Annotated in this window: 26 protein-coding genes; 21 read left to right on the plus strand and 5 right to left on the minus strand. The window is 27.5% G+C overall.

Features of this window, described 5'->3' with window-relative positions; genetic code table 11:
- The first annotated feature begins 36 nt into the window (after positions 1-36).
- The 5 genes from AC5LG6_RS06460 to AC5LG6_RS06480 are packed head-to-tail and all read left to right on the plus strand — an operon-like array spanning position 37 to position 3536.
- On the plus strand, positions 37-828 hold the full coding sequence (locus AC5LG6_RS06460; RefSeq protein WP_066219283.1) for a P-loop NTPase family protein: 792 nt from the start codon (positions 37-39) through the stop codon (positions 826-828).
- Positions 825-1073 carry a hypothetical protein gene (locus AC5LG6_RS06465; protein WP_105912941.1) on the plus strand — a complete coding sequence of 83 codons (249 nt, stop codon included), beginning with the start codon at positions 825-827 and terminating at the stop codon, positions 1071-1073. Before AC5LG6_RS06460 ends, AC5LG6_RS06465 begins: the two co-directional genes overlap by 4 nt.
- Positions 1074-1112: 39 nt before the next feature.
- Positions 1113-1823 carry a bifunctional demethylmenaquinone methyltransferase/2-methoxy-6-polyprenyl-1,4-benzoquinol methylase UbiE gene (gene ubiE / locus AC5LG6_RS06470; protein ID WP_066219286.1) on the plus strand — a complete coding sequence of 237 codons (711 nt, stop codon included), beginning with the start codon at positions 1113-1115 and terminating at the stop codon, positions 1821-1823.
- Positions 1824-3017 (plus strand): exodeoxyribonuclease VII large subunit, encoded by a 1194-nt coding sequence (gene xseA, locus AC5LG6_RS06475; protein ID WP_498586011.1) that lies wholly within the window; start codon positions 1824-1826, stop codon positions 3015-3017. It abuts the gene before it with no gap.
- A gap of 42 nt (positions 3018-3059) precedes the next feature.
- Positions 3060-3536, plus strand: a complete 477-nt coding sequence (locus tag AC5LG6_RS06480; protein WP_066156187.1) for a chemotaxis protein CheW — start codon at positions 3060-3062, stop codon at positions 3534-3536.
- Positions 3537-3561: 25 nt separating this feature from the next.
- Here AC5LG6_RS06480 and AC5LG6_RS06485 read toward each other — a convergent pair whose 3' ends face one another.
- Positions 3562-4110, minus strand: coding sequence for a peptidylprolyl isomerase (locus AC5LG6_RS06485; protein ID WP_498586012.1), 549 nt, complete (start codon positions 4108-4110; stop codon positions 3562-3564).
- A gap of 78 nt (positions 4111-4188) precedes the next feature.
- Between AC5LG6_RS06485 and panD the strand changes: the two genes are divergently transcribed.
- The 7 genes from panD (at position 4189) to AC5LG6_RS06520 (ending at position 11192) form a co-directional block, all read left to right on the plus strand.
- Positions 4189-4572, plus strand: coding sequence for an aspartate 1-decarboxylase (gene panD / locus AC5LG6_RS06490; protein WP_066156182.1), 384 nt, complete (start codon positions 4189-4191; stop codon positions 4570-4572).
- Complete coding sequence (locus tag AC5LG6_RS06495; RefSeq protein ID WP_066156179.1) at positions 4565-4894, plus strand: YbaB/EbfC family nucleoid-associated protein; 330 nt, start codon at positions 4565-4567, stop codon at positions 4892-4894. Before panD ends, AC5LG6_RS06495 begins: the two co-directional genes overlap by 8 nt.
- The gene (locus AC5LG6_RS06500; protein WP_498586013.1) at positions 4895-5767 is read left to right on the plus strand and encodes a polyprenyl synthetase family protein; all 873 of its coding nucleotides are present in this window, start codon (positions 4895-4897) and stop codon (positions 5765-5767) included.
- 124 nt (positions 5768-5891) lie between these two features.
- Complete coding sequence (gene groES, locus AC5LG6_RS06505) at positions 5892-6149, plus strand: co-chaperone GroES (protein ID WP_066219304.1); 258 nt, start codon at positions 5892-5894, stop codon at positions 6147-6149.
- Between the two features lie 70 nt (positions 6150-6219).
- Positions 6220-7857, plus strand: a complete 1638-nt coding sequence (gene groL, locus AC5LG6_RS06510) for a chaperonin GroEL (RefSeq protein WP_498586014.1) — start codon at positions 6220-6222, stop codon at positions 7855-7857.
- 272 nt (positions 7858-8129) lie between these two features.
- Entirely contained in the window at positions 8130-8894 is a 765-nt protein-coding gene (locus AC5LG6_RS06515; RefSeq protein ID WP_498586015.1) for a D-alanyl-D-alanine carboxypeptidase family protein, read from the plus strand.
- Between the two features lie 36 nt (positions 8895-8930).
- Positions 8931-11192 carry a diguanylate cyclase gene (locus AC5LG6_RS06520; protein ID WP_498586016.1) on the plus strand — a complete coding sequence of 754 codons (2262 nt, stop codon included), beginning with the start codon at positions 8931-8933 and terminating at the stop codon, positions 11190-11192.
- On the opposite strand, the gene AC5LG6_RS06525 is transcribed toward AC5LG6_RS06520, so the two are convergent.
- From AC5LG6_RS06525 to exbB, 3 genes are read right to left on the minus strand one after another with little or no spacing between them, the layout of a single operon-like run.
- Positions 11189-11920, minus strand: a complete 732-nt coding sequence (locus AC5LG6_RS06525) for an energy transducer TonB (RefSeq protein WP_187472178.1) — start codon at positions 11918-11920, stop codon at positions 11189-11191. The two genes, AC5LG6_RS06520 and AC5LG6_RS06525, sit on opposite strands and share 4 nt — an antisense overlap.
- Before the next feature lie 9 nt (positions 11921-11929).
- Entirely contained in the window at positions 11930-12307 is a 378-nt protein-coding gene (gene exbD, locus AC5LG6_RS06530) for a TonB system transport protein ExbD (protein WP_066156159.1), read from the minus strand.
- On the minus strand, positions 12288-12719 hold the full coding sequence (gene exbB / locus AC5LG6_RS06535) for a TonB-system energizer ExbB (protein ID WP_066219319.1): 432 nt from the start codon (positions 12717-12719) through the stop codon (positions 12288-12290). Before exbB ends, exbD begins: the two co-directional genes overlap by 20 nt.
- Before the next feature lie 145 nt (positions 12720-12864).
- Here exbB and AC5LG6_RS06540 point away from each other — a divergent pair, with 145 nt between their 5' ends.
- The 4 genes from AC5LG6_RS06540 to AC5LG6_RS06555 are packed head-to-tail and all read left to right on the plus strand — an operon-like array spanning position 12865 to position 17286.
- Positions 12865-14097 (plus strand): TolC family protein, encoded by a 1233-nt coding sequence (locus AC5LG6_RS06540; RefSeq protein WP_498586017.1) that lies wholly within the window; start codon positions 12865-12867, stop codon positions 14095-14097.
- 13 nt (positions 14098-14110) lie between these two features.
- Positions 14111-15364, plus strand: coding sequence for an efflux RND transporter periplasmic adaptor subunit (locus tag AC5LG6_RS06545; protein WP_498586018.1), 1254 nt, complete (start codon positions 14111-14113; stop codon positions 15362-15364).
- Between the two features lie 6 nt (positions 15365-15370).
- Positions 15371-16075, plus strand: coding sequence for an ABC transporter ATP-binding protein (locus tag AC5LG6_RS06550; RefSeq protein WP_066404911.1), 705 nt, complete (start codon positions 15371-15373; stop codon positions 16073-16075).
- A complete protein-coding gene (locus AC5LG6_RS06555) occupies positions 16075-17286 on the plus strand; it encodes an ABC transporter permease (protein ID WP_434242327.1) in 1212 nt (403 codons plus the stop codon). The genes AC5LG6_RS06550 and AC5LG6_RS06555 overlap by 1 nt, the downstream gene beginning before the upstream one ends.
- A 7-nt stretch (positions 17287-17293) precedes the next feature.
- Here the strand turns inward: AC5LG6_RS06555 and rnhB are convergent, their stop codons facing one another.
- The gene (rnhB, locus tag AC5LG6_RS06560; RefSeq protein ID WP_498586019.1) at positions 17294-17872 is read right to left on the minus strand and encodes a ribonuclease HII; all 579 of its coding nucleotides are present in this window, start codon (positions 17870-17872) and stop codon (positions 17294-17296) included.
- A 121-nt stretch (positions 17873-17993) separates the two neighbouring features.
- Here rnhB and AC5LG6_RS06565 point away from each other — a divergent pair, with 121 nt between their 5' ends.
- The 5 genes from AC5LG6_RS06565 to yidC all read left to right on the plus strand — a co-directional run bounded on the left by AC5LG6_RS06565 (position 17994) and on the right by yidC (position 23012).
- A complete protein-coding gene (locus AC5LG6_RS06565; RefSeq protein WP_498586020.1) occupies positions 17994-20573 on the plus strand; it encodes an ATP-dependent Clp protease ATP-binding subunit in 2580 nt (859 codons plus the stop codon).
- A 76-nt stretch (positions 20574-20649) separates the two neighbouring features.
- The gene (gene rpmH / locus AC5LG6_RS06570; RefSeq protein WP_024775877.1) at positions 20650-20784 is read left to right on the plus strand and encodes a 50S ribosomal protein L34; all 135 of its coding nucleotides are present in this window, start codon (positions 20650-20652) and stop codon (positions 20782-20784) included.
- Entirely contained in the window at positions 20772-21107 is a 336-nt protein-coding gene (gene rnpA, locus AC5LG6_RS06575) for a ribonuclease P protein component (RefSeq protein WP_082746786.1), read from the plus strand. Before rpmH ends, rnpA begins: the two co-directional genes overlap by 13 nt.
- Complete coding sequence (gene yidD / locus AC5LG6_RS06580; RefSeq protein WP_066219336.1) at positions 21104-21430, plus strand: membrane protein insertion efficiency factor YidD; 327 nt, start codon at positions 21104-21106, stop codon at positions 21428-21430. The genes rnpA and yidD overlap by 4 nt, the downstream gene beginning before the upstream one ends.
- 1 nt (position 21431) lies before the next feature.
- Complete coding sequence (gene yidC / locus AC5LG6_RS06585; protein ID WP_498586021.1) at positions 21432-23012, plus strand: membrane protein insertase YidC; 1581 nt, start codon at positions 21432-21434, stop codon at positions 23010-23012.

The raw sequence follows: 23012 nt of genomic DNA on the forward strand, positions 1-23012 counted from the left end.
AAATCAAAAAATATTTGTTTAAAAAAGGCTTATAAAATGATAATAATTCCTCAAACAAAAGGTGGAGTAGGTAAATCTACTGTTGCTATGCAGGTTATTGCTCCATATTTGTATAAAAAGCATGGTAAAAAAATCACTTATATAGAAATTGATGATGAAAATAATGATTCACAATCTTTTACAAGAACTGAAATAGTAAACAAAAGAATGCTAGGAACAAATAGAATTACAGATTTAGATGAACTTATCTTGATGGATGATAAACATGAAGTTATTGTCGATGTTGGTGGAAATAAAACTTCAAGTTTGGTTCTAGATGAGATAAAAAAAGTTGGAAGTTTTGGAAATGTTAAGTGGATTATTCCTTTGGGAGATGGTGAACTTGATGGGAAAAATGCAATTGCAACTATGAAAAAAATTAGAAAAATAGAGAAAAATCCAGAAGATAATATTATTTTTGCACTCACACGTGCTATATCTATGGAAGAGGATTATTATAGCGAGCAGTTTATAAACTTCTTTGGGCATAAATATCTTGACTCAAACTCGGTTATTTGTGATTTTGTAAAAAATCCAAAATATTTTCCTGTTAAAAATGATAAGATTATTACAATGAGCAGATATTTAGGAAGTACAGTTTGGGAAATGGCTTACAATAACACAGACTTTGCTAAAAAAGCTATTGAAGCAAAAGAGTTAGGAGATGTTGAAGCTGCTAGAAAATATCTATTTTTTAGAAGAATACAAACTGAAGCAAAAGATTATGTTTTAAATACTTTAAATAAAGTATTTTGTGATTTAGATAAATGGATAGAGATTAAAAAATGAGTGAAATGAGCTTTAAACAAGCAAAAGAGCTTGTTGAAAGAATGGAGTTTAGTGAAATTGCAATTAGAAAATCTATTGATAATTTAGAAAAAGCATCTTCTAGTTTTCAAGAGAGTTTAAAACTTCAAGAAGATATTGTAAATAGGCTTCCTTATTCTGATAAAAAATTGTCAATTATGAAAGTGGCAGTTGCTTTAAATATTGGTTTAATTATTGGTATTTTTATAGGAAAATATCTTTTATAATTTATTAGAAAAAACATTTATAAAATAGGAAAAATTTATATGGAAAAACAAGAAAAAATAGTATCAATGTTTAATAATATTGCACCAACTTATGATAAAGCAAATAGAGTTTTATCTATGGGAATAGATAAAAGTTGGAGAGATAAAGCTTGTAATAAAACTTTTGAATTATATGGTAAAAAAGAGATAGAAAAAATTGTTGATGTTGCTTGTGGAACTGGTGATATGATAATTTTTTGGAAACAAAATGCAAATAAAAAAGGAATTACTCTAAAAAATATTGTTGGAATAGACCCAAGTGTTGGAATGATGGAAGTTGGAAAGAAAAAACTTCCAGAAGTTCAATTTATAGAAGCTTTTGCAACATCTATGCCACTTGAAAATGAGAGTGTTGATATAGTATCAATCTCTTATGGAATTAGAAATGTAGTACAAAGAGAAGAGGCTTTTGTAGAGTTTGCAAGAGTTCTTAAAAAAGGTGGTTTAGTTGTAATTAGTGAATTTACAAAAAATCAAAAAGAGACACCAATTGATTATTTAACAGCATTTTATATGGATAAAATTTTACCAGTTGTTGGTGGAATAATATCAAAAAATAAAGAGGCTTATAGATATTTACCAGACTCTATTGATGAGTTTTTAACAACATCAAATTTACAAAAAGAGCTTAAAAATGCTGGATTAGAACCAATATACACAAAAGCTTTTTCTATGAAAATTTCTACACTAATAATTGCAAAAAAAATATAGATGAATCCAATTAGTGTAACTACTTTAAATACACAAATAAAATCTCTTTTAGAGACAACTTTCATGCAAGTTTTTGTTTCTGGAGAGATTTCAAACCTAGTTATTCATAGCTCTGGGCACATATATTTTTCGATCAAAGATGATAATTCAACAATATCTTGCGTAATGTTTAAAGGTAATACAAAATATCTGAAATTTGAGTTAGAAAATGGACAAAAAGTACAAATTACTGCAAATATAACTGTTTTTGTTCCAAGAGGAAATTATCAACTTCTTTGTACTAAAATTGAACCAGATGGAATAGGAAGTTTGGCTTTAGCATATGAGCAACTTAAAACAAAACTTCAAGCAAAAGGTTATTTTGAACAAAGTATAAAAAAGCCTCTTCCAAAATATCCAAAAAAAATTGCAATTGTAACAAGTGCTACAGGTGCTGCTATAGAAGATATGAAAAAAGTTGCAAGTTCTAGATGGAATTTAGTTGAGTTAATACTTATTCCAACTCTTGTTCAAGGAAATGGAAGTATTGAAGATATTGCAAAAAATATAAAATTTGCTGATAGTTTAAATTGTGATATTATGATTGTTGGAAGAGGTGGAGGAAGTATTGAAGATTTATGGTCTTTTAATAGTGAACTTGTAGCAGATGCAATTTTTAACTCAAATACACCAATAATTTCTGCTGTTGGACATGAAATAGATTATTTAATAAGTGATTTTGTAGCTGATATAAGAGCTGCAACTCCATCAAATGCTATGGAAATAGCACTTCCTAGTCAAAGTGAACATCTTTTATATATAGATAGTTTAATTGAAAATTTTCAAAAAGTTTTAAAAACAACTTTTGAAAAAAAAGAGCAAGAGCTTAAAAACTTAAAAGCAAGTTTTGAGCAAAATTCAATAAATTCTAAACTATTTTTTGTAGAGTCACAAATAAAACTTTTAAAAGAGCAGTTTTTTCAAACTTTAAATCAAAAGTTTCAAATTGCTTCTAATATTTTGGAGAGTTTAAAATCAAATTATCTTTTAAATAATCCAGAAAATAGACAAAAAGATGGTTTAGTTGAATTGAGTAAAAATAAGAAGCTTATAAATTTGGATTTAGTAAAAGTAGATGATATTGTAGAGCTACAATCCATTGATATAATTGCAGAGTGTAAAATAATTAGTTTAAGTAAACAAAAGGTAAAATAACAGCAATTTTGCTTACGAAAATATTGAAATAAGGGGATTAAAATGGAACATAATCATGAAAAAAGCGCTACTCCAAATATAACTGAGTTTATGACATTCGAATTGGGGAAAATGAAATATGCTATTGAGTTACCAAAAATAAAAGAGATATTGACTTATCCAGATAATATTACTATTTTACCAAATACTTCTGATTGGGTAAAAGGTTTAATTAATTCAAGAGGAGAAGTTGTTCCTATTTTAGATATTAGAATTAAGTTTAATACAGGTCCAGCTCTTTATGATGTTAATACTTCTATTATTATAGTAATTACAGAAGATAAAAGAATGGTTGGAATTGTAGTTGATTTAGTTGATGATACACAAAAAATAGATACTTCAATGTTAGCTTCAGTTTCTGAGATGGGTTCTGGAATTCCTGCTAGGTATTTAAAAGGTTATGTAAGAGTAGAAGATAATAAAATGCTAGTTATTATGGATATCGAAAAAGTTGTTTGTAAAGAAGAGCTAGAGGATTAATTTTATAATCCTCTATTTTTATTTTTTACTCTTCTATTGTAATTTTATTTATTTTAACATCTTCTAAAGGTTTATCACCACCACTTCTTCCATTTGTTTTTACATTTTCAATCTCTTTTACAACATCTTTTCCACTAATTACATATCCAAAAATTGTGTGCATTCCATTTAACCAGTATGTTGGAGCTGTTGTTATAAAAAATTGACTTCCATTTGTATTTTTACCTCTATTTGCCATAGCTAAAATAAATGGTTTATCAAAAACTGCATTTGGTGCAAACTCATCTTCAAAACTTTTGTTCCAAATAGACTCTCCACCAGCACCAGTTCCAGTAGGATCACCACTTTGAATCATAAATCCTTTTATAACTCTGTGAAAGATTTGCCCATCATAGTAGCCTTTTTTTGCTAAACCAATAAAATTTTCAACAGCTTTTGGAGCTATCTTTGGTTTTAATTCTATTTTTACAATACCTTTAGATGTATCAAAAATAGCAATAGGATCTTTTTTTGTATCTTCATTTGCAAATAAAAAAAGTGCAAAAGATAAAAAGAGAAATATAATCTTTTTCATAGTTCTTTCCTTTAATTTAGTTTTATAATAAATTAGTATAGTATAATAGCTTTGAAAAAATAATAAAGGATTTTCTAAATGACTTTTGAAATGTTATACAGCAAAATTCATAGAGCAACTGTTAGCGATGCAAATTTAAACTATGTTGGTTCAATTACTATTGATGAAGAGTTGATGAAAGCTAGTAATCTTAGAGTTGGGCAAAAAGTTGATATTGTAAATATTAATAATGGTGAGAGATTTCAAACTTATGTAATAAAAGGTGAGTTTGGTAAAAAAGATATGTGTCTAAATGGTGCAGCTGCTAGAAAAGTATCTGTTGGAGATAAGATAATTGTAATAGCTTATGCAACATATAATGAAGAAGAGTTGAAAAATTATAAACCAACTGTTGTGTTAGTAGATGATAAAAACAATATTGAACTTATTACAAATGATTTAGTAGGTGGTAACTATGTTTGATGGTATTGATTTAAAAAATTTAAATCTTGGGGATATGATAAATAAATTCCAAGATATGGCTAAAGAGCAACAAGAAAAAAGTGCTCAAAACCTTTTTACAGCAAAAGCTGGTGGTGGAATGGTTGAAATTTCAATCAATGGTAATTCTGAAGTTGTTGATTTAAAAATTGATGACTCACTTCTTGAAGATAAAGACTCATTACAAATACTTTTAATCTCTTGTATGAATGATATTATAAAACAAAGTGAAGAGAATAAAAAAAGAATGGCTATGAATTTGATGGGAAATTTAGGTGGATTAGGGAATTTAGGTCAAAAATAGATGAAAGAACTTTTAGAAAAATTTGAGGATTATTTACTTAATAATCTACCAAAAATAGATACTTTTCACCCACATTTTGAAAATGCTATGCAAGATATGTTAAAAGCTGGTGGAAAAAGATTTAGACCGATGTTACTTTTGAGTGTTGTAAAATCAAAGAAACCTTTGCTTATAGAAAATGCTTTAAAAGTGGCACTTGCTGTTGAATTTTTGCATACATACTCTTTAATTCATGATGATTTACCATCTATGGATAATTCTGATTTACGAAGAGGTTTTACTACTTTACATAAAAAATATGATGAAGTAACAGCTATTTTAGTTGGAGATGCTCTAAATAGCGAAAGCTTTAATCTAATAGCAAATTCAGCACTGCATAATGATGTAAAAATAGAACTTATTAAACTTTTGGGCGAAAATGGTGGATTAAATGGTATGATAATTGGTCAAGCAATAGATTGCCAATTTGAAAAGCAAAAATTGGAACTTGAAAAATTAGAGTTTTTACATATTCATAAAACGGCAAAGTTAATAGCTGCAAGTTTAAAAATGGGTGCTATTATTTCAAATTATGATGAAAATATACAAGAAGATTTATATAATTTTGGCTTAGATTTAGGTCTTCTTTTCCAAATTCAAGATGATATTATAGATGAACTTGAAAGCAGTGAAATTGCTGGAAAAACTACAAAAAATGATAGTTTTAAAAACTCTTTTGTAAATTTATTAGGACTTGAAGATGCTTTAAAAAGTGCAGATAAATTGTCTAAAAAGTGTTTAGAAACTATGAATAGTTTTGATAAGAATTTAAAAGATTCACTTTTTGAACTTCTAATAAATTATATAAATAGACATAAAAAATACAACTCTTAGTAGATTTGACTAAAGGTTTATTGACAAAAAAGAAAAAATTGTATAAAATTTGGCACTTAGAATTTGTAAGTGCTAAATTCTAAGCTACAAAAGAAAAATAATTACAACAAATAAAGGAAAGAAAATGAATTTTAAACCACTAGGTGAGAGAGTTCTAGTTGAGAGAACTGAGGTTGAGAACAAAACTGCAAGTGGAATTATAATTCCAGATAATGCAAAAGAGAAACCTCAAACTGCTAAAGTTATTGCAGTTGGAAGTAAAGTTGAAGATGTAAAAGTTGGAGATACAATTGTATTTGAACAATATAGAGGAACTGAAATAAAACTTGAAGGAAAAGATTATTTAGTTTTAAATGTTGAAAATATAATTGGTGTTATGTAATTAAAATTTACGTAAATAATTTTAGAGATTTGATAAATTAAGATTTATATAAAATAAAAAGGAAAATATTATGGCAAAAGAGATTATATTTAGTGATAATGCAAGAAATAGACTGTTTGCTGGAGTTGAAAAATTAGCAGATGCAGTTAAAGTTACGATGGGTCCAAGAGGAAGAAATGTTTTACTTCAAAAATCTTTTGGTGCGCCAACAATTACAAAAGATGGAGTAAGTGTTGCAAAAGAGATTGAACTTGCTGATACTTTAGAAAACATGGGAGCCCAACTTGTAAAAGAGGTTGCTAGCAAAACTGCTGATGAAGCTGGAGATGGAACAACAACAGCAACTGTTTTAGCTCACTCAATTTTCAAAGAGGGTCTTAGAAATGTAACAGCTGGAGCAAACCCAATCTCTTTAAAAAGAGGAATGGATAAGGCTTGTGAAGCTATTTTAGCAGAGCTTAAAAAATCTTCAAAAGTTGTTGCAAATAAAACAGAGATAGAGCAAGTTGCAACAATTTCAGCAAACTCAGATAGTGCAATTGGAAAAATGATTGCTGAAGCTATGGAAAAAGTTGGAAAAGATGGTGTTATTACTGTTGAAGAGGCAAAAGGAATTTCTGATGAGCTAGATGTTGTAGAAGGAATGCAGTTTGATAGAGGATATTTAAGTCCATATTTTGTTACAAATCCTGAAAAAATGACAACAGAGTTTAATAATCCATTTATTCTACTATATGATAAAAAAATCTCTTCATTAAAAGAGATGTTGCCTATTTTAGAAGGTGTTAATAAATCTGGAAGACCTCTTTTAATAATCGCAGAAGATGTTGATGGTGAAGCATTAGCTACTTTGGTTGTAAATAGATTAAGAGGTGCATTACAAATTGCAGCTGTTAAAGCTCCAGGATTTGGTGATAGAAGAAAAGCTATGCTTGAAGATATTGCTGTGTTAACAGGAGCAACTGTTGTATCTGAAGAGATGGGAATGAAACTTGAAACTACAGATTTAAGTGCACTTGGAACTGCTTCAAAAATTGTAATTGATAAAGATAATACAACTATTGTTGATGGAAGTGGAAGTAAAGACGCAGTTCTTGCAAGAGTAAACCAAATTAAAGCAGAAATTGCAAATACAACAAGCGATTATGATAGAGAAAAATTACAAGAGAGACTTGCAAAATTAAGTGGTGGAGTTGCTGTAATTAAAGTTGGAGCAGCAACAGAGACTGAAATGAAAGAGAAAAAAGATAGAGTTGATGATGCTTTAAGTGCTACAAGAGCTGCTGTTGAAGAGGGAATTGTAATTGGTGGAGGAGCTGCATTAATTAGAGCAGCTGCTAAAGTAAAACTTGATCTTTGTGGTGATGAGCAAATCGGAGCTGCTATTGTTTTAAGAGCTATTAAAGCACCATTAAAGCAGATTGCTTTAAATGCTGGATATGATGCTGGAGTTGTTGCAAATGAGGTTGAAAAATCTTCAAATGAGAACTTAGGATTTAATGCTGCAAGTGGTGAGTATGTAGATATGTTTGAAGCTGGAATTGTAGATCCTGCAAAAGTTGAAAGAGTTGCAATGCAAAATGCTGTTTCAGTAGCATCACTACTTTTAACAACAGAAGCAACTGTTACAGATATTAAAGAAGATAGACCTAGTATGCCTGATATGAGCGGTATGGGTGGAATGGGCGGAATGCCTGGAATGATGTAATAAGTTAGTTTTTATAAATTAAAAAACTAAAATATTTTTTAAAAGAGAGTAATTTTTACTCTCTTTTTTATTATTTAAAATAAAAAAATCATTAAATTTACTCTAAATAAACTATTTTTTAAAACTCTTTTTAGTCAAATAATAATTATTTTTCAACATAAATAAAATTATTTTTTCTAGTAAAATAAAATTCAAATAATTTAGATATAATAAAAAAAGTGATTTTATACACTAGGTTAGAATCCATAATTTTAGAATAAAAAAGGTATTAGATGAGAAGATTTTACTATTTAATAGTATTGTTTTTTATTTTTAATATTTATTTATTTGCACAAAGTGATAGATCATTTGTAGTAATAGATGCTAATACAAATAAGGTTTTAATAGAAGAAAAATCAAATAAAAAACATAAAATAGCAAGTCTTACAAAAATTTGGACTGCTTTAATTGTTTTAGAAAATAGTAACTTAGATGATGAAGTGGTAGTTTCAAAGAGAGCAACTTTACAGCAAGGTTCATCTATATATTTAAAAGAGAATCAAATTTGTACTATAAAAGATTTTGTTCATGGAATGTTGCTTCGCTCTGGTAATGATGCTTCAGTTACTTTGGCAGAACATATTGCTGGAAGTGAAGAAAAATTTGTAAAACTTATGAATAAAAGAGCAAAAGAGTTTGGTATAAAAAATACAAAATTTGTAGATGTTACAGGACTTGGAAACAATATATCAACTGCAAAAGATGTAGCAGTTATGTTTGAATTGGCTTTAAAAAATAGCAAATTTAAAGATATATCAGGTCAATCTTCATATAAAAATAGTTTAGATGGTCAAATTTGGAAAAATAAGCATAAACTAGTTGTAGAAAATAGTAAGGCTTTTGCAGGCAAAACAGGATATACAAAACAAAGTGGAAGAACTTTAGCTACTGCTTTTTATGATGAAAAAAGTTCTAAATCATTTATAGTAGTTACTTTAAATGAAAAAGATGATTGGAAAGTGCATAAATTTTTGGCTCAAAAAATTTTTATGAAATAAAACTAGTTTAAAATGTATATAAATTATGGGGTGTTTATGAAATTATTTTTGTTACTGTTAGTAAGCACATTTTTGTATTCATCAAGTTTAGAAAAAGTATCTATTCAATTTAATTGGAAATATCAGTTTGAAGTTGCTGGATTTATTGCTGCAAAAGAGAAAGGATTTTATGAGAATGTCGGTTTGGATGTTGAACTTAAAGAGTATAATCCAGAAGTAGATATACTTTTTGATGTTTTAAATAATAAAGTTACATATGGAATATCAAGTTCAAATATAGTTTTAGAAAATAAGAAGATAGCTTCAATAGTTCTTTTGGCAACTTATTTACAAAAATCACCTTTAGTTTTTATAACAAAACCAGATATAAAAACCCCTTCACAATTTTTGGGAAAAACTATTATGGGAAATAAAGATGAGTTAAAAAATAGCTCTTTAGCACTTTTTCTTTCACATTTTAATATAAATTTTTCAAATACAAAATTTATACCACATAATTTTAAAATAGATGATTTTATTAATGGTAAAGTTGAAATAATGAGTGCTTTTAGGTCAAATCAATTATATGAATTAGATAAAAGAAAAATAGATTACAACATAATAGATCCGGCTGATTATGGATTTGTTATGAGTGCTGTAAATTTATATACTTCAAAAGAGGAAGCTTTTAACAATAAAGCTAGAACTCAGAAATTTATTGAAGCAACAAATCGTGGTTGGGAGTATGCTTTAAAAAATAAAGAAGAGATTATAGATATTTTAATAAAGAAATATAGAGTTAATAAGTCAAAAGAAGCGCTTCTTTATGAGACAGATGTTGTCAATCAAGTTATGATGAGAGATTTTTATCCTATTGGAAAAGTAAGTCCTGAATTAACACAAAGATTAGTAAAACAGCTAAGTTATTCTGGTATGATAGAACCAAACCAAAAAATAAATCATATCTTTTTTGAAAATATAGTAGATAAAATTCCTAGTGATTTTTCTTTAACTAAAAGTGAAAAAGAGTATTTAAATAGTAAACATAGTTTAAAGATGTGTATTGATCCTTATTGGTATCCAATAGAGTTTATCAAAAATGGAAAAATTTCTGGAATAACATCTGATTTAAAAAGATATTTTGAGGAAAAAATTCAAATAAATATAGATGTAGTACCTACAAACAACTGGAATGAATCTCTTGATTTTATAAAAGATAAAAAGTGTGATATTATATCTTCAATTTCTCCTAGCTATGATAGAATGAGCTACTTAAATTTTACAAAACCAATATTAACTCTTCCTATTGTAGTTACAACACAAAAAGACAAACCTTTTTTAAGAGATATTTCACTTCTTAAAAATGAAAAAATAGCTATTTTAAAAGGACATTTTATTGCTGAATATATTAAAGATTATCTTCCATATTTAAAAATAGTTGAAGTTGCATCTATGAATGAAGGGCTTTATTTAGTAGAACAAGGAGAAGTTTATGGATATATTGATAATGCGCTTGTTTTATCTTCAACAATACAAAAAGAGTTTTCAAATAGTTTAAAAATTGGCTTTAGATTTGATATTTTAGATGAGCTCTCAATAGGGACTAGAAATGATGAACCTATTTTAAATGATATATTTTCAAGACTTGTAGATGATTTAGATGAAACAAAAAAACAAGAGTTTTTAAATAACTGGACCATTATTACGGAACAAGTTGGTTGGTTTAGTTTAAAAGAGATTATATTTTTAGTTATATTTACAACCACTATTTTTGGTGGATTGATTTTTTATCAAAGAAAGTTGAAAATACTAAATAAAAAACTTAAAAAATTGTATTTAACAGATAAGTTAACAGGACTTTATAATAGATTTAAAATAGATAAAGAGCTCTCTTCACAAAAAGATAATATAGATAGAAATGATAGTTACTCTTGTGGTTTAATACTTATTGATATTGATTATTTTAAAAGTATAAATGATACTTTAGGTCATTTAGTAGGAGATTGTATTTTAAAAGATATTTCAAAGTTACTAAAAAATAATCTTAGAAAAACAGATATTATTGGAAGATGGGGAGGAGAAGAGTTTTTGATTATTCTTCCATTCACTTCAAAAGATATTGCAAAAAAAATTGCTGAAAATTTAAGAGCTCTTATTGAAGAGAATAATTTTTCTTATAAGATGAATAGAAAAATAACAATTAGCATAGGAGTAACAGAGTTTTCAAAGAGTAAAAGTGTAGAAGATACTCTTTTACTCGTAGATAATCTACTTTATAAAGCTAAAGAAAATGGAAGAAATAGGGTAGAAGAGTCTTAATTTATTTGGTAGTTTATAGGAATTTGAATATTCCAAACTGTTTTATTTAATTCATTTGGAATGGCTTCAAAAAATCCTATATTTGTAAGAAGTTCAATGCTTGCTTCATCCAATTTTTCAAATTTTGATTTATTAATAATTTTTATATTTGTAACTTTTCCATCTTTTAAAATATCAAAAGATACTATCACCTTTCCAGTTTGATTTAATCGTTTTGCAACTTTTGGATAGACTTTATTCTTCTCTATCTTATTTTTTACTTTTGCTAAATATTCACTCTCTAGATTTTTATTTTTTTCGTTGTTTGAATTTTCTTGAATAGAAGATTGTTGCTTTTGTGAAGTTTCATTTTGTTCAGCTACATGCATTTTTTCAATATTTTCAGTTGCTTGTTCAACTATTTTTTCTGGAGTTTTTTCAACAACTTTTTCAATTTGTTTCTCTTGTTTTACAATCTTTTTTTCAACTTTTTTTGGCTTTTCTATAATTTTTGGTGCAGGTTTTTCAACAATTTTTTCAATAATTGGTTCAGTAACAATCTCTTTTTCTATCTCTTTTGTAACTTCTTCCACTTTTTGAATTGCAACACTATTTAATGATATTTTTGTAATACTCTCTTCTTCTTTTTTTGTTTCAAGGCTTATTTCACTAATAACATTAATGAACATTATGGCAAGAATTAAATATATAAAACTAGTTATAAAAAAAGAGTTTAAATATCGTTTCATTTTAAACCTTTACTTCTTTGTTACTATTGATACATTCGAGAATTCATTTTTCTTCAACATATCTAAAACATTTACAAAATGTTCAAATTTTGTCTCTTTATCAGTATTTAAATGAATTGGTGTATCTTTAGATTTTTCTAAAAGTTCAAATTCAATATTTTCCAAAGATATGTTTATATCTTCTAAAAATAGTTCACCTTGATTATTTATAACTATTACTACCTCTTTATCACTTTTTAATTTACTAGCATTTTTAGAATCTGGTAAATTTACAGGAATTATCCCTTTTGTTATAAATGTAGAAGTTAATAGAACAATTGCTAGAAGTACTAATAAAACATCTATAAATGGGATAACATTTATTGAATCATATTTCTGTAGCTTCATAATCACTTTCCAAAACTTCTGCAAATCTACTTAATATATTGTAAAAAACCATAGATATAATTGCAACAACTAATCCAGCAGCAGTTGCTTTAAGAGCTAGTGCTAAACTCTCCATAATTTTTGAAGCATCAATATCTCCTGCATTTCCCATTGTCATAAATGTAAGCATAATCGCTAAAACAGTTCCTAAAAGTCCAATATATGGAGAGTTTGAAGCAATAGTTCCAATTATTGTAAGATGTTTTGTAAGTGCAACATCTAAAGCTTTTTTTGTTTTGTAGCTTTTTACATCAATTTTTTTATAAAACAAAACTCTTTCTATAAAGAAAAAAACAGCAATAAAACTCATAATTACTAATAAAGCTATTACTCCATAATCAACTAAATGTTTTAATGTTTCAATATCATCCATAAAATTAAACCTTTTTTAAAAATTTTTAGAATTATATTACAATATTGATAATAATTATCTTAATTTTGTAATAAAATTAATTTTTGTTAAAATAGTATTAAAATATATTATATATAATTTTGCATAAACTTTAAAGGAAAGAGAATTGAAAAAGCTACTATTAGTTTTATTAATTTTGAGTCTATTTATAAATCATTTAAATGCGAATGAGAAAGATTTACAAATTATTCAAAAAGATAAAAAAGAGTATAGACTTTTGGAAAAAGAGTCTATACAAACAAGACAACAAAGTCAAAAATATGATTGGATAAGTCCTATTGATTTAAGTGGAAATATTGGAAGAAATCACTCTTTTTCTGATGAAAATAGTCGTAATTTAAATAATAAAAATACAAAGAGTGCATCTATTGGATTTACTCAATCTATTTTTGAATCAGGTGGAATAGGTTTTAAAATTGACTATGCTGATAATAGATTTAAATATGAGATGTTGTCATGGGAGAATCAAAATTCACAACTTATTTATACAATTTATAATACTTTATTAGATATTAAAAAATTGAAGTTAGAGATAAATCAAAATGATTATAGAATTGTAAATAAAGATATTGAGTTAATAATTAAAAAAATTCAATATGAAGCTGGAAAAACTGATATTATAGAACTCAATAATGCAATTATGAGTAAAAATTTAATACAAAAAGAGGAGATAGCTTTAAAAAATAGCTTAAAAGAGAAAGAGCAAGAGTTAGCAAAATATACAGATTTGAAGTATGATGAGATTGAAATTTTAGATTTTCAAGAAACTAACAAAGATATTTTTTTGGATAAAAACTACTCAATTTTAGAAGCAGATGCAAAAGTTGAGATGTTAAATAGTGAATATAAAATAAAAAAGAGTCAATATCTTCCAAAATTAAGTTTAAGTGCAAAAGCTAGTTACTCAAATCAAGATGAGAAGTTTAATAGTATGATCAATGATACAAATAAAGATGATGCAACTTCTAGCGGAAGTTTAATTTTATCTATGCCTTTATATGATTATACAAAATCTTCAAAAATTCAAGAGTCGAAAATAGAGGTTTTAAAACAAAAAGCCCTGGTAAATGATTTGAAAAATGAAACAGCATTTGAGTATGAACAGATTTTTACAAAAATTGATACATATTTAAAACAAAATGAGACAATAAATAAAAATATAAAACTTTATGAAGAGTTAATAGGTGCAAATCAAATTTCAAGTGAAGCTGGAATGACATCAAAGTATGATTTAGAGATTTTAGAAAATACAAAAACTATAAATGAGTTTGATATTTTGATAAATAAGATAAATATTTTGCAACAATATGCAAAATTATATTTTAAGATAAAAAATTAAAGGTTAAAAAATTATGAGTAATTTAAAAGAAGAGTTAAATAATTATAAAGATAAGAAAAGTTCTTACAAATATATAGGTTTGTTAATTATTGTTTTTGTTATTGCTATTTTAATTTATATGTTTTTTCCAAAAAGTGATAGCCAAAAAGTAGATTATATAACTTCAAAAGTAAAAACTGGTGATTTGATGGTTGTTGTTAGTGCTAGTGGAAATATAAAACCTACAAATAGTGTTGAAATAGGAATTGAGGTATCAGGAACTATAAAAGAGATTTTTGTAGATTTTAATGATGAGGTTAAGGTTGGTCAAGTTTTAGCAAAAATTGATACAACAAAACTAGAAGCTCAAGTTGAAAGTTCAAGAGCAGCTTTAGCTATTGCAAAAGCAAATCAAAAAGAGAGTGAAGTAGCTCTTAAAAATAAAAAATTGTTATATGATAGAACAAAAAAGATGTTTGATAATTCTGGTGGAAAGTATCCATCACAAAATGAGTTTGATGATACAAAATTTGCTTATGAATCAGCGATTGCAGTTTTAGAAGCATCAAAATCAAAAGTAGCTCAAGCTTCATCAAATTTAAAAAATGATTTACAAAATTTAGAAAAAGCTAGTGTTAAATCTTCTATTGATGGGATAGTTTTAAATAAAGAGGTAGAAATAGGGCAGACACTCGCAGCTACAATGCAAGCTCCAAAGCTTTTTACTCTTGCAAAAGATTTGACAAATATGGATTTGGTTGTAAGTATTGATGAAGCAGATGTTGCTGATATTAAAGATAACTTAGATGTAACTTTTACAGTTGATGCGTATCCAAATAAAGAGTTCAAAGGGAAAATAAAGCAAGTAAGGTTAAACCCAATTACTACAAATGGAGTAGTAACTTATGAAACTGTTGTAAGTGTTGATAATAGTGAACTTCTTTTAAAACCAGGAATGACAGCAAATGCAAAAATTATTACAAAAAATATAAAAAATCAGGTTTTAATTCCAAATAGTGCATTAAGATTTACTCCAAAAAATAGTACTGAAAAAGCAGGTACAAAACCAGCTAGTTTTGGAACACCACCAAATTTTAGACCTCAAGGAAGTGTTACAAAAGATAATAAAGCAAAAGATGGCTTTGCAACTATTTATATTCTTGAATCTGGAAAACCAAAAGAGTTAAAAGTTAAAGTTATAGATAGTGATTCAAAACAGTCATCTATTTTTTCTGAAACTTTAAATATTGGTGATGAAGTAATTATTTCACAAAAATCTGGAAATTAGAAATTTATGAAAAATAGTGAAGTTTTAATTGAATTTAAAAATATAAAAAAAATTTATGGTAAAGGTGCGAATGAGACTTTTGCCTTAAATGGAGTGGATTTAAAGATTCATAAAGGTGAATTTGTAGCTATTATGGGAGCTAGTGGAAGTGGAAAATCTACCTCTATGAATATTATTGGATGTTTGGATAAGCCAAGTAGTGGAGAGTATTTGTTTGATGGTGTGAATGTAGAGAATTTAAATCTAAATCAAATGGCAATTTTAAGAAGAAACTATATAGGTTTTGTTTTTCAAGGATTTAATCTACTAGGAAGAACAACTGCTTTAGAAAATGTTGAGTTGCCTTTAATTTATAGAAAAGTTCCAAAAGAGAAAAGATATGAACTAGCAGTTGAGGCTCTAAAAAAAGTTGGGCTTGAAAGTGTTATTAAACATACTCCAGCAGAGCTTAGTGGAGGTCAGCAACAACGTGTTGCAATAGCACGTGCTATTGTTACAGATCCACTTTTACTTTTGGCAGATGAACCTACTGGAAATCTTGATAGTATTAAAAGTATTGAGGTTATGGAGTTACTAAAAAAATTAAATGAAGAGTTAAATATTACTATTATTATGGTGACACATGAAGAAGAGATGGCTGCTTATGCTTCAAGAGTTATATATTTTAGAGATGGAAATATAGAAGATTCTTTAAAAAAAGGATTTAAATAATGTTGTTAAATGCTTTATTAATAGCAATAAAAGAGATAAGAAGAAATATATTAAGATCAATTCTTACTATTTTGGGAATTGTAATTGGTGTTGCTTCTGTTATTGCTATGGTTATGATTGGAGATGGAACAACAGCAAATGTAACAGCAAATATAGAAAAACTTGGAAGCAATATGCTAAATGTTCGAGTTGGACAAGAAAAAAGAGGAGCTCCAAGAGATGATAATAGTGCAAAACCTTTTAAAATTGAAGATATAACAGCTATAAAAAATGAAGTTGCAAATTTAAAAGGAGTAACAGCAGAAAACTCTAGTATGGCAAATGTTGTTTTTGGAAATAAAAGTAATTCATCTTTAATTGTTGGAACTACAAATGATTATTTTATTATAAAAGATTGGGAAGTTGAACAAGGAAGAATTTTTGAAGAAGGTGAACTTTCAAGTGGAAAAAGTGTTTGTATTTTGGGGACAACAGTTGTTAAAAATCTTTTTGGAGATGAAAATCCAATAGGTGCAACTATTAGAATAAAAAACTTCCCTTGTAGTGTAATTGGGGTTTTAGCTTCAAAAGGAGCTAGTAGTTTTGGAAGAGACCAAGATGAGGTTGTAATAACACCTCTTAAAATGTATCAAAGAAAGATTCAAGGAAATTTAGATGTATCTACAATAATCGTATCAGTTATGGAAGAAAAATATATTGAAGATGCAAAAGCACAAATAATTTCATTAATGCAAGATAGAAGAGCTATAAAATTAGGAGAAGCGGATAATTTTCATATACGAGATATGAAAGATATATTAAATACTATGACAAGTACAACAAAAATGCTAACATATTTGCTAGGTTCAATTGCTGCTATCTCTTTACTTGTTGGTGGAATTGGGATTATGAATATTATGCTTGTTTCTGTAACTGAAAGAACTAGAGAGATTGGAATAAGACTTGCTATTGGTGCTATGCAAAGTGAAGTTTTACTGCAATTTCTAATTGAAGCAATAGTTCTTTCAACTTGGGGCGGAATTATTGGAATTTTACTTGGGCTTGGTGTTGGTTATGGAGTTGTACAGATATTTGAATTACCATATATTATAAATACTCAAATAATTTTAATATCGTTTATATTCTCAACTTTGATTGGAGTTGTTTTTGGATATTTTCCTGCAAGAAAAGCAGCAAGATTAAATCCAATAGATGCTTTAAGATATGAGTAAAATAGAATCAAAACAGAGTTTTTTGTAATAAAGACTCTGTTTCTCCTAAAGTTTTTAATTTAAAACTAAATCTATGAATATCACTTCTTCCAAACTCTCTTATAGCTTCAATATGAGCTTTTGTTCCATATCCTTTATGTTTATGAAAGTTATAGTTCGCATAAAGTGGTGAAATCTCATCCATAAATCTATCTCGGCTAACTTTTGCTAAAATTGAAGCAGCACTAACACTAGCATATTTTGCATCTGCTTTTATCTCTTTTTGAAGATTTTCTATACCAAAATTTGTATTTCCATCCATCAAAAAATTATCGCTAAATTCTTGTAATTTTTCCATTATTTCTAAAATTGAAGATTTAAGACAAAAACTAATACCAAAATCATCTATCTCTTTTGCACTTTTGAAAACTATATGATATTTTGATTTCTCTTTTATTTCATCAAAAAGTTTCTCTCTTTTTTTTTCACTCAATACTTTTGAATCATTTAATCCTAAAATCTCTTTTTCCAAAATAACTCCAGCAACAACCAAAGGACCAGCAAGTGGACCACGTCCTGCTTCATCTATTCCACATAAATTTTTCACAAAAAACCTTTTATTTTTCTTAGAAAAGTATTATAATAAAAAATATATTTTATATAAAACTTGACAAGACTTGACTAAAGTTATATAATAACATTAGCAATTAAATACTAGGAGTGCTAATATGAATGACAATATTTTTGAAAAAATGACAAATCAACTAAGAGAGACAATAGATAGTAGTGTAGCTTTAGCTTTACATAATAAAAATCAAGAGGTGCAGATAGTTCACTTGATTTGGGCATTACTTACAAATACTAATTCAGTTTTAAATCAATTATTAAATAAAATGAATGTAAATAAAGCTGCAATTGAGCTTGAAGCAAAATCAAATGCAAGTAAACTTCCAAGTGTAAGTAGTGTTACAAAAGAGAGTATAAAACTTTCACGTGAACTTTATGAAAGTTTTCAAAAAGCTCAAGGGCAAATGGCAAGCAATGGAGATAAATTTATAGCTATTGATACTTGGCTTATTTCAAATTTTGATAATAAAGTAATAAAAGATATTTTAGGTAAATATATAGATTTAAAAGAAGCAAAAAAAGAGCTAGAAACTATAAGAGCAGGAAAACAAATAGATAGCCAAAGTGGAGATGATAATCTTGAAGCTTTAAATAAATATGGGATAGATTTAAATAAAAAAGCTATTGATGGAGAGCTTGATCCTGTTATTGGAAGAGATGAGCAGATAAACAGAATGATGCAAATCTTAATTAGAAAAACAAAAAACAATCCTATTTTAATAGGAGAACCAGGAACTGGAAAAACAGCAATTGCAGAAGGTTTAGCTCAAAGAATTGTAAATAAAGATGTACCTACAAGTTTGCTTAATAAAAGAGTTGTAACTCTTGATATGAGTGCTTTAATAGCAGGTGCAAAATATAGAGGAGAGTTTGAAGATAGATTAAAATCTGTAATTGATGAAGTTAAACAAGCTGGAAATATAATCTTATTTATAGATGAAATTCATACAATAATTGGTGCAGGCGCATCTGAAGGAAGTATGGATGCTGCAAATATTTTAAAACCTAGTCTTGCAAGAGGTGAACTTCATACAATTGGTGCAACAACACTAAAAGAGTATAGAAAATATTTTGAAAAAGATGCTGCAATGCAAAGAAGATTTCAGCCTATAAAAGTAGATGAACCAACAGTAAATGAAGCTTTACATATTTTAAGAGGTATAAAAGAGAAGCTTGAAACTCATCATAATGTTACTATAAATGATAGTGCATTGGTTGCTGCTGCAAAACTTTCAAATAGATATATAACTGATAGGTTCTTACCTGATAAAGCAATAGATTTAATAGATGAAGCAGCAGCAGAGCTTAAAATGCAAATTGAGTCAGAACCAATAGCTCTTTCAACTATTAAAAGAGAGATTCAAACTCTAAATGTAGAAAAAGAGGCTTTAAAGATGGAAAAAAGCCAAAAAAACGAAGATAGAATTAAAGAGATAGAAAAGGAGTTGGCAAACAAAAAAGAGGAAAAACAAAACTTAGAAGCTAGATTTGAAAATGAGAAGCAAACTTTTAATGCTACAAGTGAGCTAAAAATAAAAATTGATGAACTAAAAACGAAAGCAAATATAGCTAAACGTGAGTCAAAATTTGAAGAAGCTGCAAAAATAGAGTATGGTGAAATACCTGCACTTGAAGCAAAAATAAAAGAAAATAGTGAAAAATGGGATAGAATGCAAAAAGAGGGAACACTTTTACGAAATAGTGTAGATGAAGAGAGTATTGCTTCCATAGTTTCAAAGTGGACTGGAATTCCTGTAAATAAGATGATGGATAGTGAAAAACAAAAGGTTCTAAAAGTTGAAGAGGTTTTAAAAAAAGATGTAATAGGTCAAGATGAAGCAATAAAAGCAATTAGTAGAGCAATTAAAAGAAATAAAGCAGGATTAAGTGAAACTTCAAGACCAATAGGAAGCTTCTTATTCTTAGGACCAACAGGAGTTGGAAAAACTGAGAGTGCAAAAACTTTAGCTAAATTTTTATTTGATGATCCAAAATCACTAATTAGATTTGATATGAGTGAATATATGGAGAAACACGCTGTTTCCAGATTAGTTGGAGCTGCACCTGGTTATGTTGGATATGAAGAGGGTGGTCAATTAACAGAAGCTGTGCGAAGAAAACCTTATAGTGTAATACTTTTTGATGAGGTTGAAAAAGCACATCCAGATGTATTTAATATACTTTTACAAGTTTTAGATGATGGAAGATTAACTGATAATAAAGGTGTTACAGTCGATTTTAAAAATACAATTATTATTTTAACTTCAAATATTGGAAGTGCTAGAATTATTGAAATAAATGATAAAGAGCAAAGAAGAAAAGCTGTTTTAGATGAGCTAAAATCTCATTTTAGACCTGAATTTTTAAATCGACTTGATGATATTGTTATCTTTGAACAATTAGGAATTGATGCAATTTCAAATATTGTTGATATACTATTTAATAATATTAAGAAAAAAGTTGAAGAAAAAGGTATAAAAATATCTTTAACAAATGAAGCAAAAGATTATATTGCAAAAGTTGGTTTTGATCCTGTATATGGAGCTAGACCGCTTAAAAGAGCTATTTATGAGATAGTTGAAGATAAGCTTGCTGAGTTGATACTAGAAGATAGTATAGGTGATGGAAGTAGTGTTGAATTTGATATTAAAAATGATGAGATAGTTGTAAACGTATCTTAAAGAAAAGAATAGTTTAAGTAAAATTTACCTATAATCCACAACTTAATTTTGAAAAATATAAAAGGGTAAGAGTAAGATGAAAAGAACATATCAACCACATAACACTCCTAAGAAAAGAACTCACGGGTTTAGAGTAAGAATGGCTACAAAAAATGGTAGAAGAGTAATTAATGCAAGAAGAGCTAAAGGTAGAAAAAGATTAGCTGTTTAAGTAAGGACTTTAGGCTTAATAGCCAAAAAGAGTTCAACAAACTTTATAAAAGCGGTAAAAGTTGGCATACGCCGACTTTTGTCGCTTTTTTTATGCCAAAAAATGATTTAAAATTGGCTTTTGTTGCTTCAAAAAAGATTGGAAATGCAGTTTTAAGAGCAAAGGCAAAAAGAAGATTAAGAGCTTGTATTTTGGACTATGAAGATAGATTAAAAGAAGGAAGTTATATTTTTGTAGCTAAAAATCTTATACATGATAAGAATTTTCAAGATTTAAAAAGAGATTTTAACTTTGCTTTTAAAAGGCTAGAAGTTTTTAAATGAAAGCCATCTCGAAACTTTTTATAAGGTTTTATCAAAAATATTTAACAGTTTTATCATATGGTTCGTGTAGATACTATCCAACATGTTCACAATATGCACTTTGGCAACTTGATAATAATGGTTTTTTTAAGGCTATTTTTTATACAATAGTACGCATTTTAAAGTGTAACCAACTTTTTGATGGTGGTTTTGACTATCCAGTAATAAATAGGTTAAAAAAAAATCAAAATATCAAATATAATAAAATCAAAATAGTATATTGGTATGTGCCTTTAAAAAATGGAAAATTTTTAGTAGTTAAAAACAGGGAGTGGAAGAAGTAGGATGAATAGTAATAATCAAAACAATGGTTTACAAAAACGACTCATAATAATGACAGTATTGGTTTTTGTATTTTTTATAGCTTATGAATTTTTGGTATTAAAGCCAAAACAGATTGAGAAAATGGAACAACAAAAAATTGAGCAAGAGCAAAAAGCAAATGCTGCTCCAGAGATAAAAGAGCAGATAAATTCTAATACAAGCTCTTTAGCACCAGTAGTAAATGAGAGTAAAAATATTGTTGCTACAATCAAAACTGAGAAAAATATAATAGAAATAGATAATCTAGGTCGAATATATCAAGTTACTTTGCTTGAAGAGAAGTATAAAGATGATAAAAATAATCGAATTAAACTTTTTGCTGCAAATCAGTTGAGACCATTAGAAGTTAGATTTTCAAATAGAGTTTTAAATGATGAAGCTTTTAAAGTTGATGTAGTAGCTAGTTCTTCAAATATTGATGCTACAACAAATAATCAAGAATTAACTTTAACTCAAACTTTAAGCGGTACAACTTTAACAAAAAAGTTTACATTCTATCCAGATGGACACTATGATTTATCTGTTAGCTCTACAAACAATGAGCAGTTTTTTATTACAAATGGATTTAGACCAAATGTAATTGCAGATATGTACGCTGTTCATGGTTTTATTGCAAAATTAAATGATGATACTTTGGACACAATAGAAGATGGTGATTTAAAAAGTAATAAAGATTTATTAGGTGTTAAATTCATATCAAATTTTGATAGATATTATGCAACTGTTATTTATAACTTTGAAAAATCATTAGCAGTTACTCTTATGCCTGATGCAAATAATGACCCTCAAGCATTTATCCAAGCAGGAACTAGTACAAATTTTAGTGGATTTATGGGACCAAAAAATTATAAAGATTTAGAGGCTTTAAATCCTCAATTAATCGATGTAATAGATTATGGTTGGTTTACATTTATTGCAAAACCAATGTTTGTGCTTCTTCAATTTTTACAAGGATATATTGGAAACTGGGGTTGGACTATTGTTGTTTTAACTATTTTAATTAAACTTGTACTTTATCCTTTATCATATAAAGGTATGATGAGTATGCAAAAATTAAAAGATTTAGCACCAAAAATGAAAGATATTCAAAACAAATATAAAGGTGATAAACAAAAACAATCAATGGCAATGATGGAGTTGTATAAAAAACATGGTGCAAATCCAATGGGTGGATGTCTTCCTCTTTTATTACAAATTCCAGTTTTCTTTGCTATTTATAGAGTTTTAATAAATGCAATTGAATTAAAAGGTGCTGAGTGGATTTTATGGATACATGATTTAGCTGAGATGGATCCATATTTTGTATTACCAATTTTAATGGGTGCAACAATGTATATCCAACAAAAAATCACACCAAATACTATGCAAGATGAGATGCAAAAGAAGATTTTCCAACTATTACCAATAGTGTTTACATTCTTCTTCTTGTGGTTCCCAGCAGGACTTACTCTATATTGGTTTGTAAATAACTTATTTACTATTGCTCAACAATATACTATTAATAGAATATTTGAGAAAAAAAGAGTCGCAAATACTAATTAA

This window comes from Arcobacter thermotolerans (assembly GCF_983172305.1).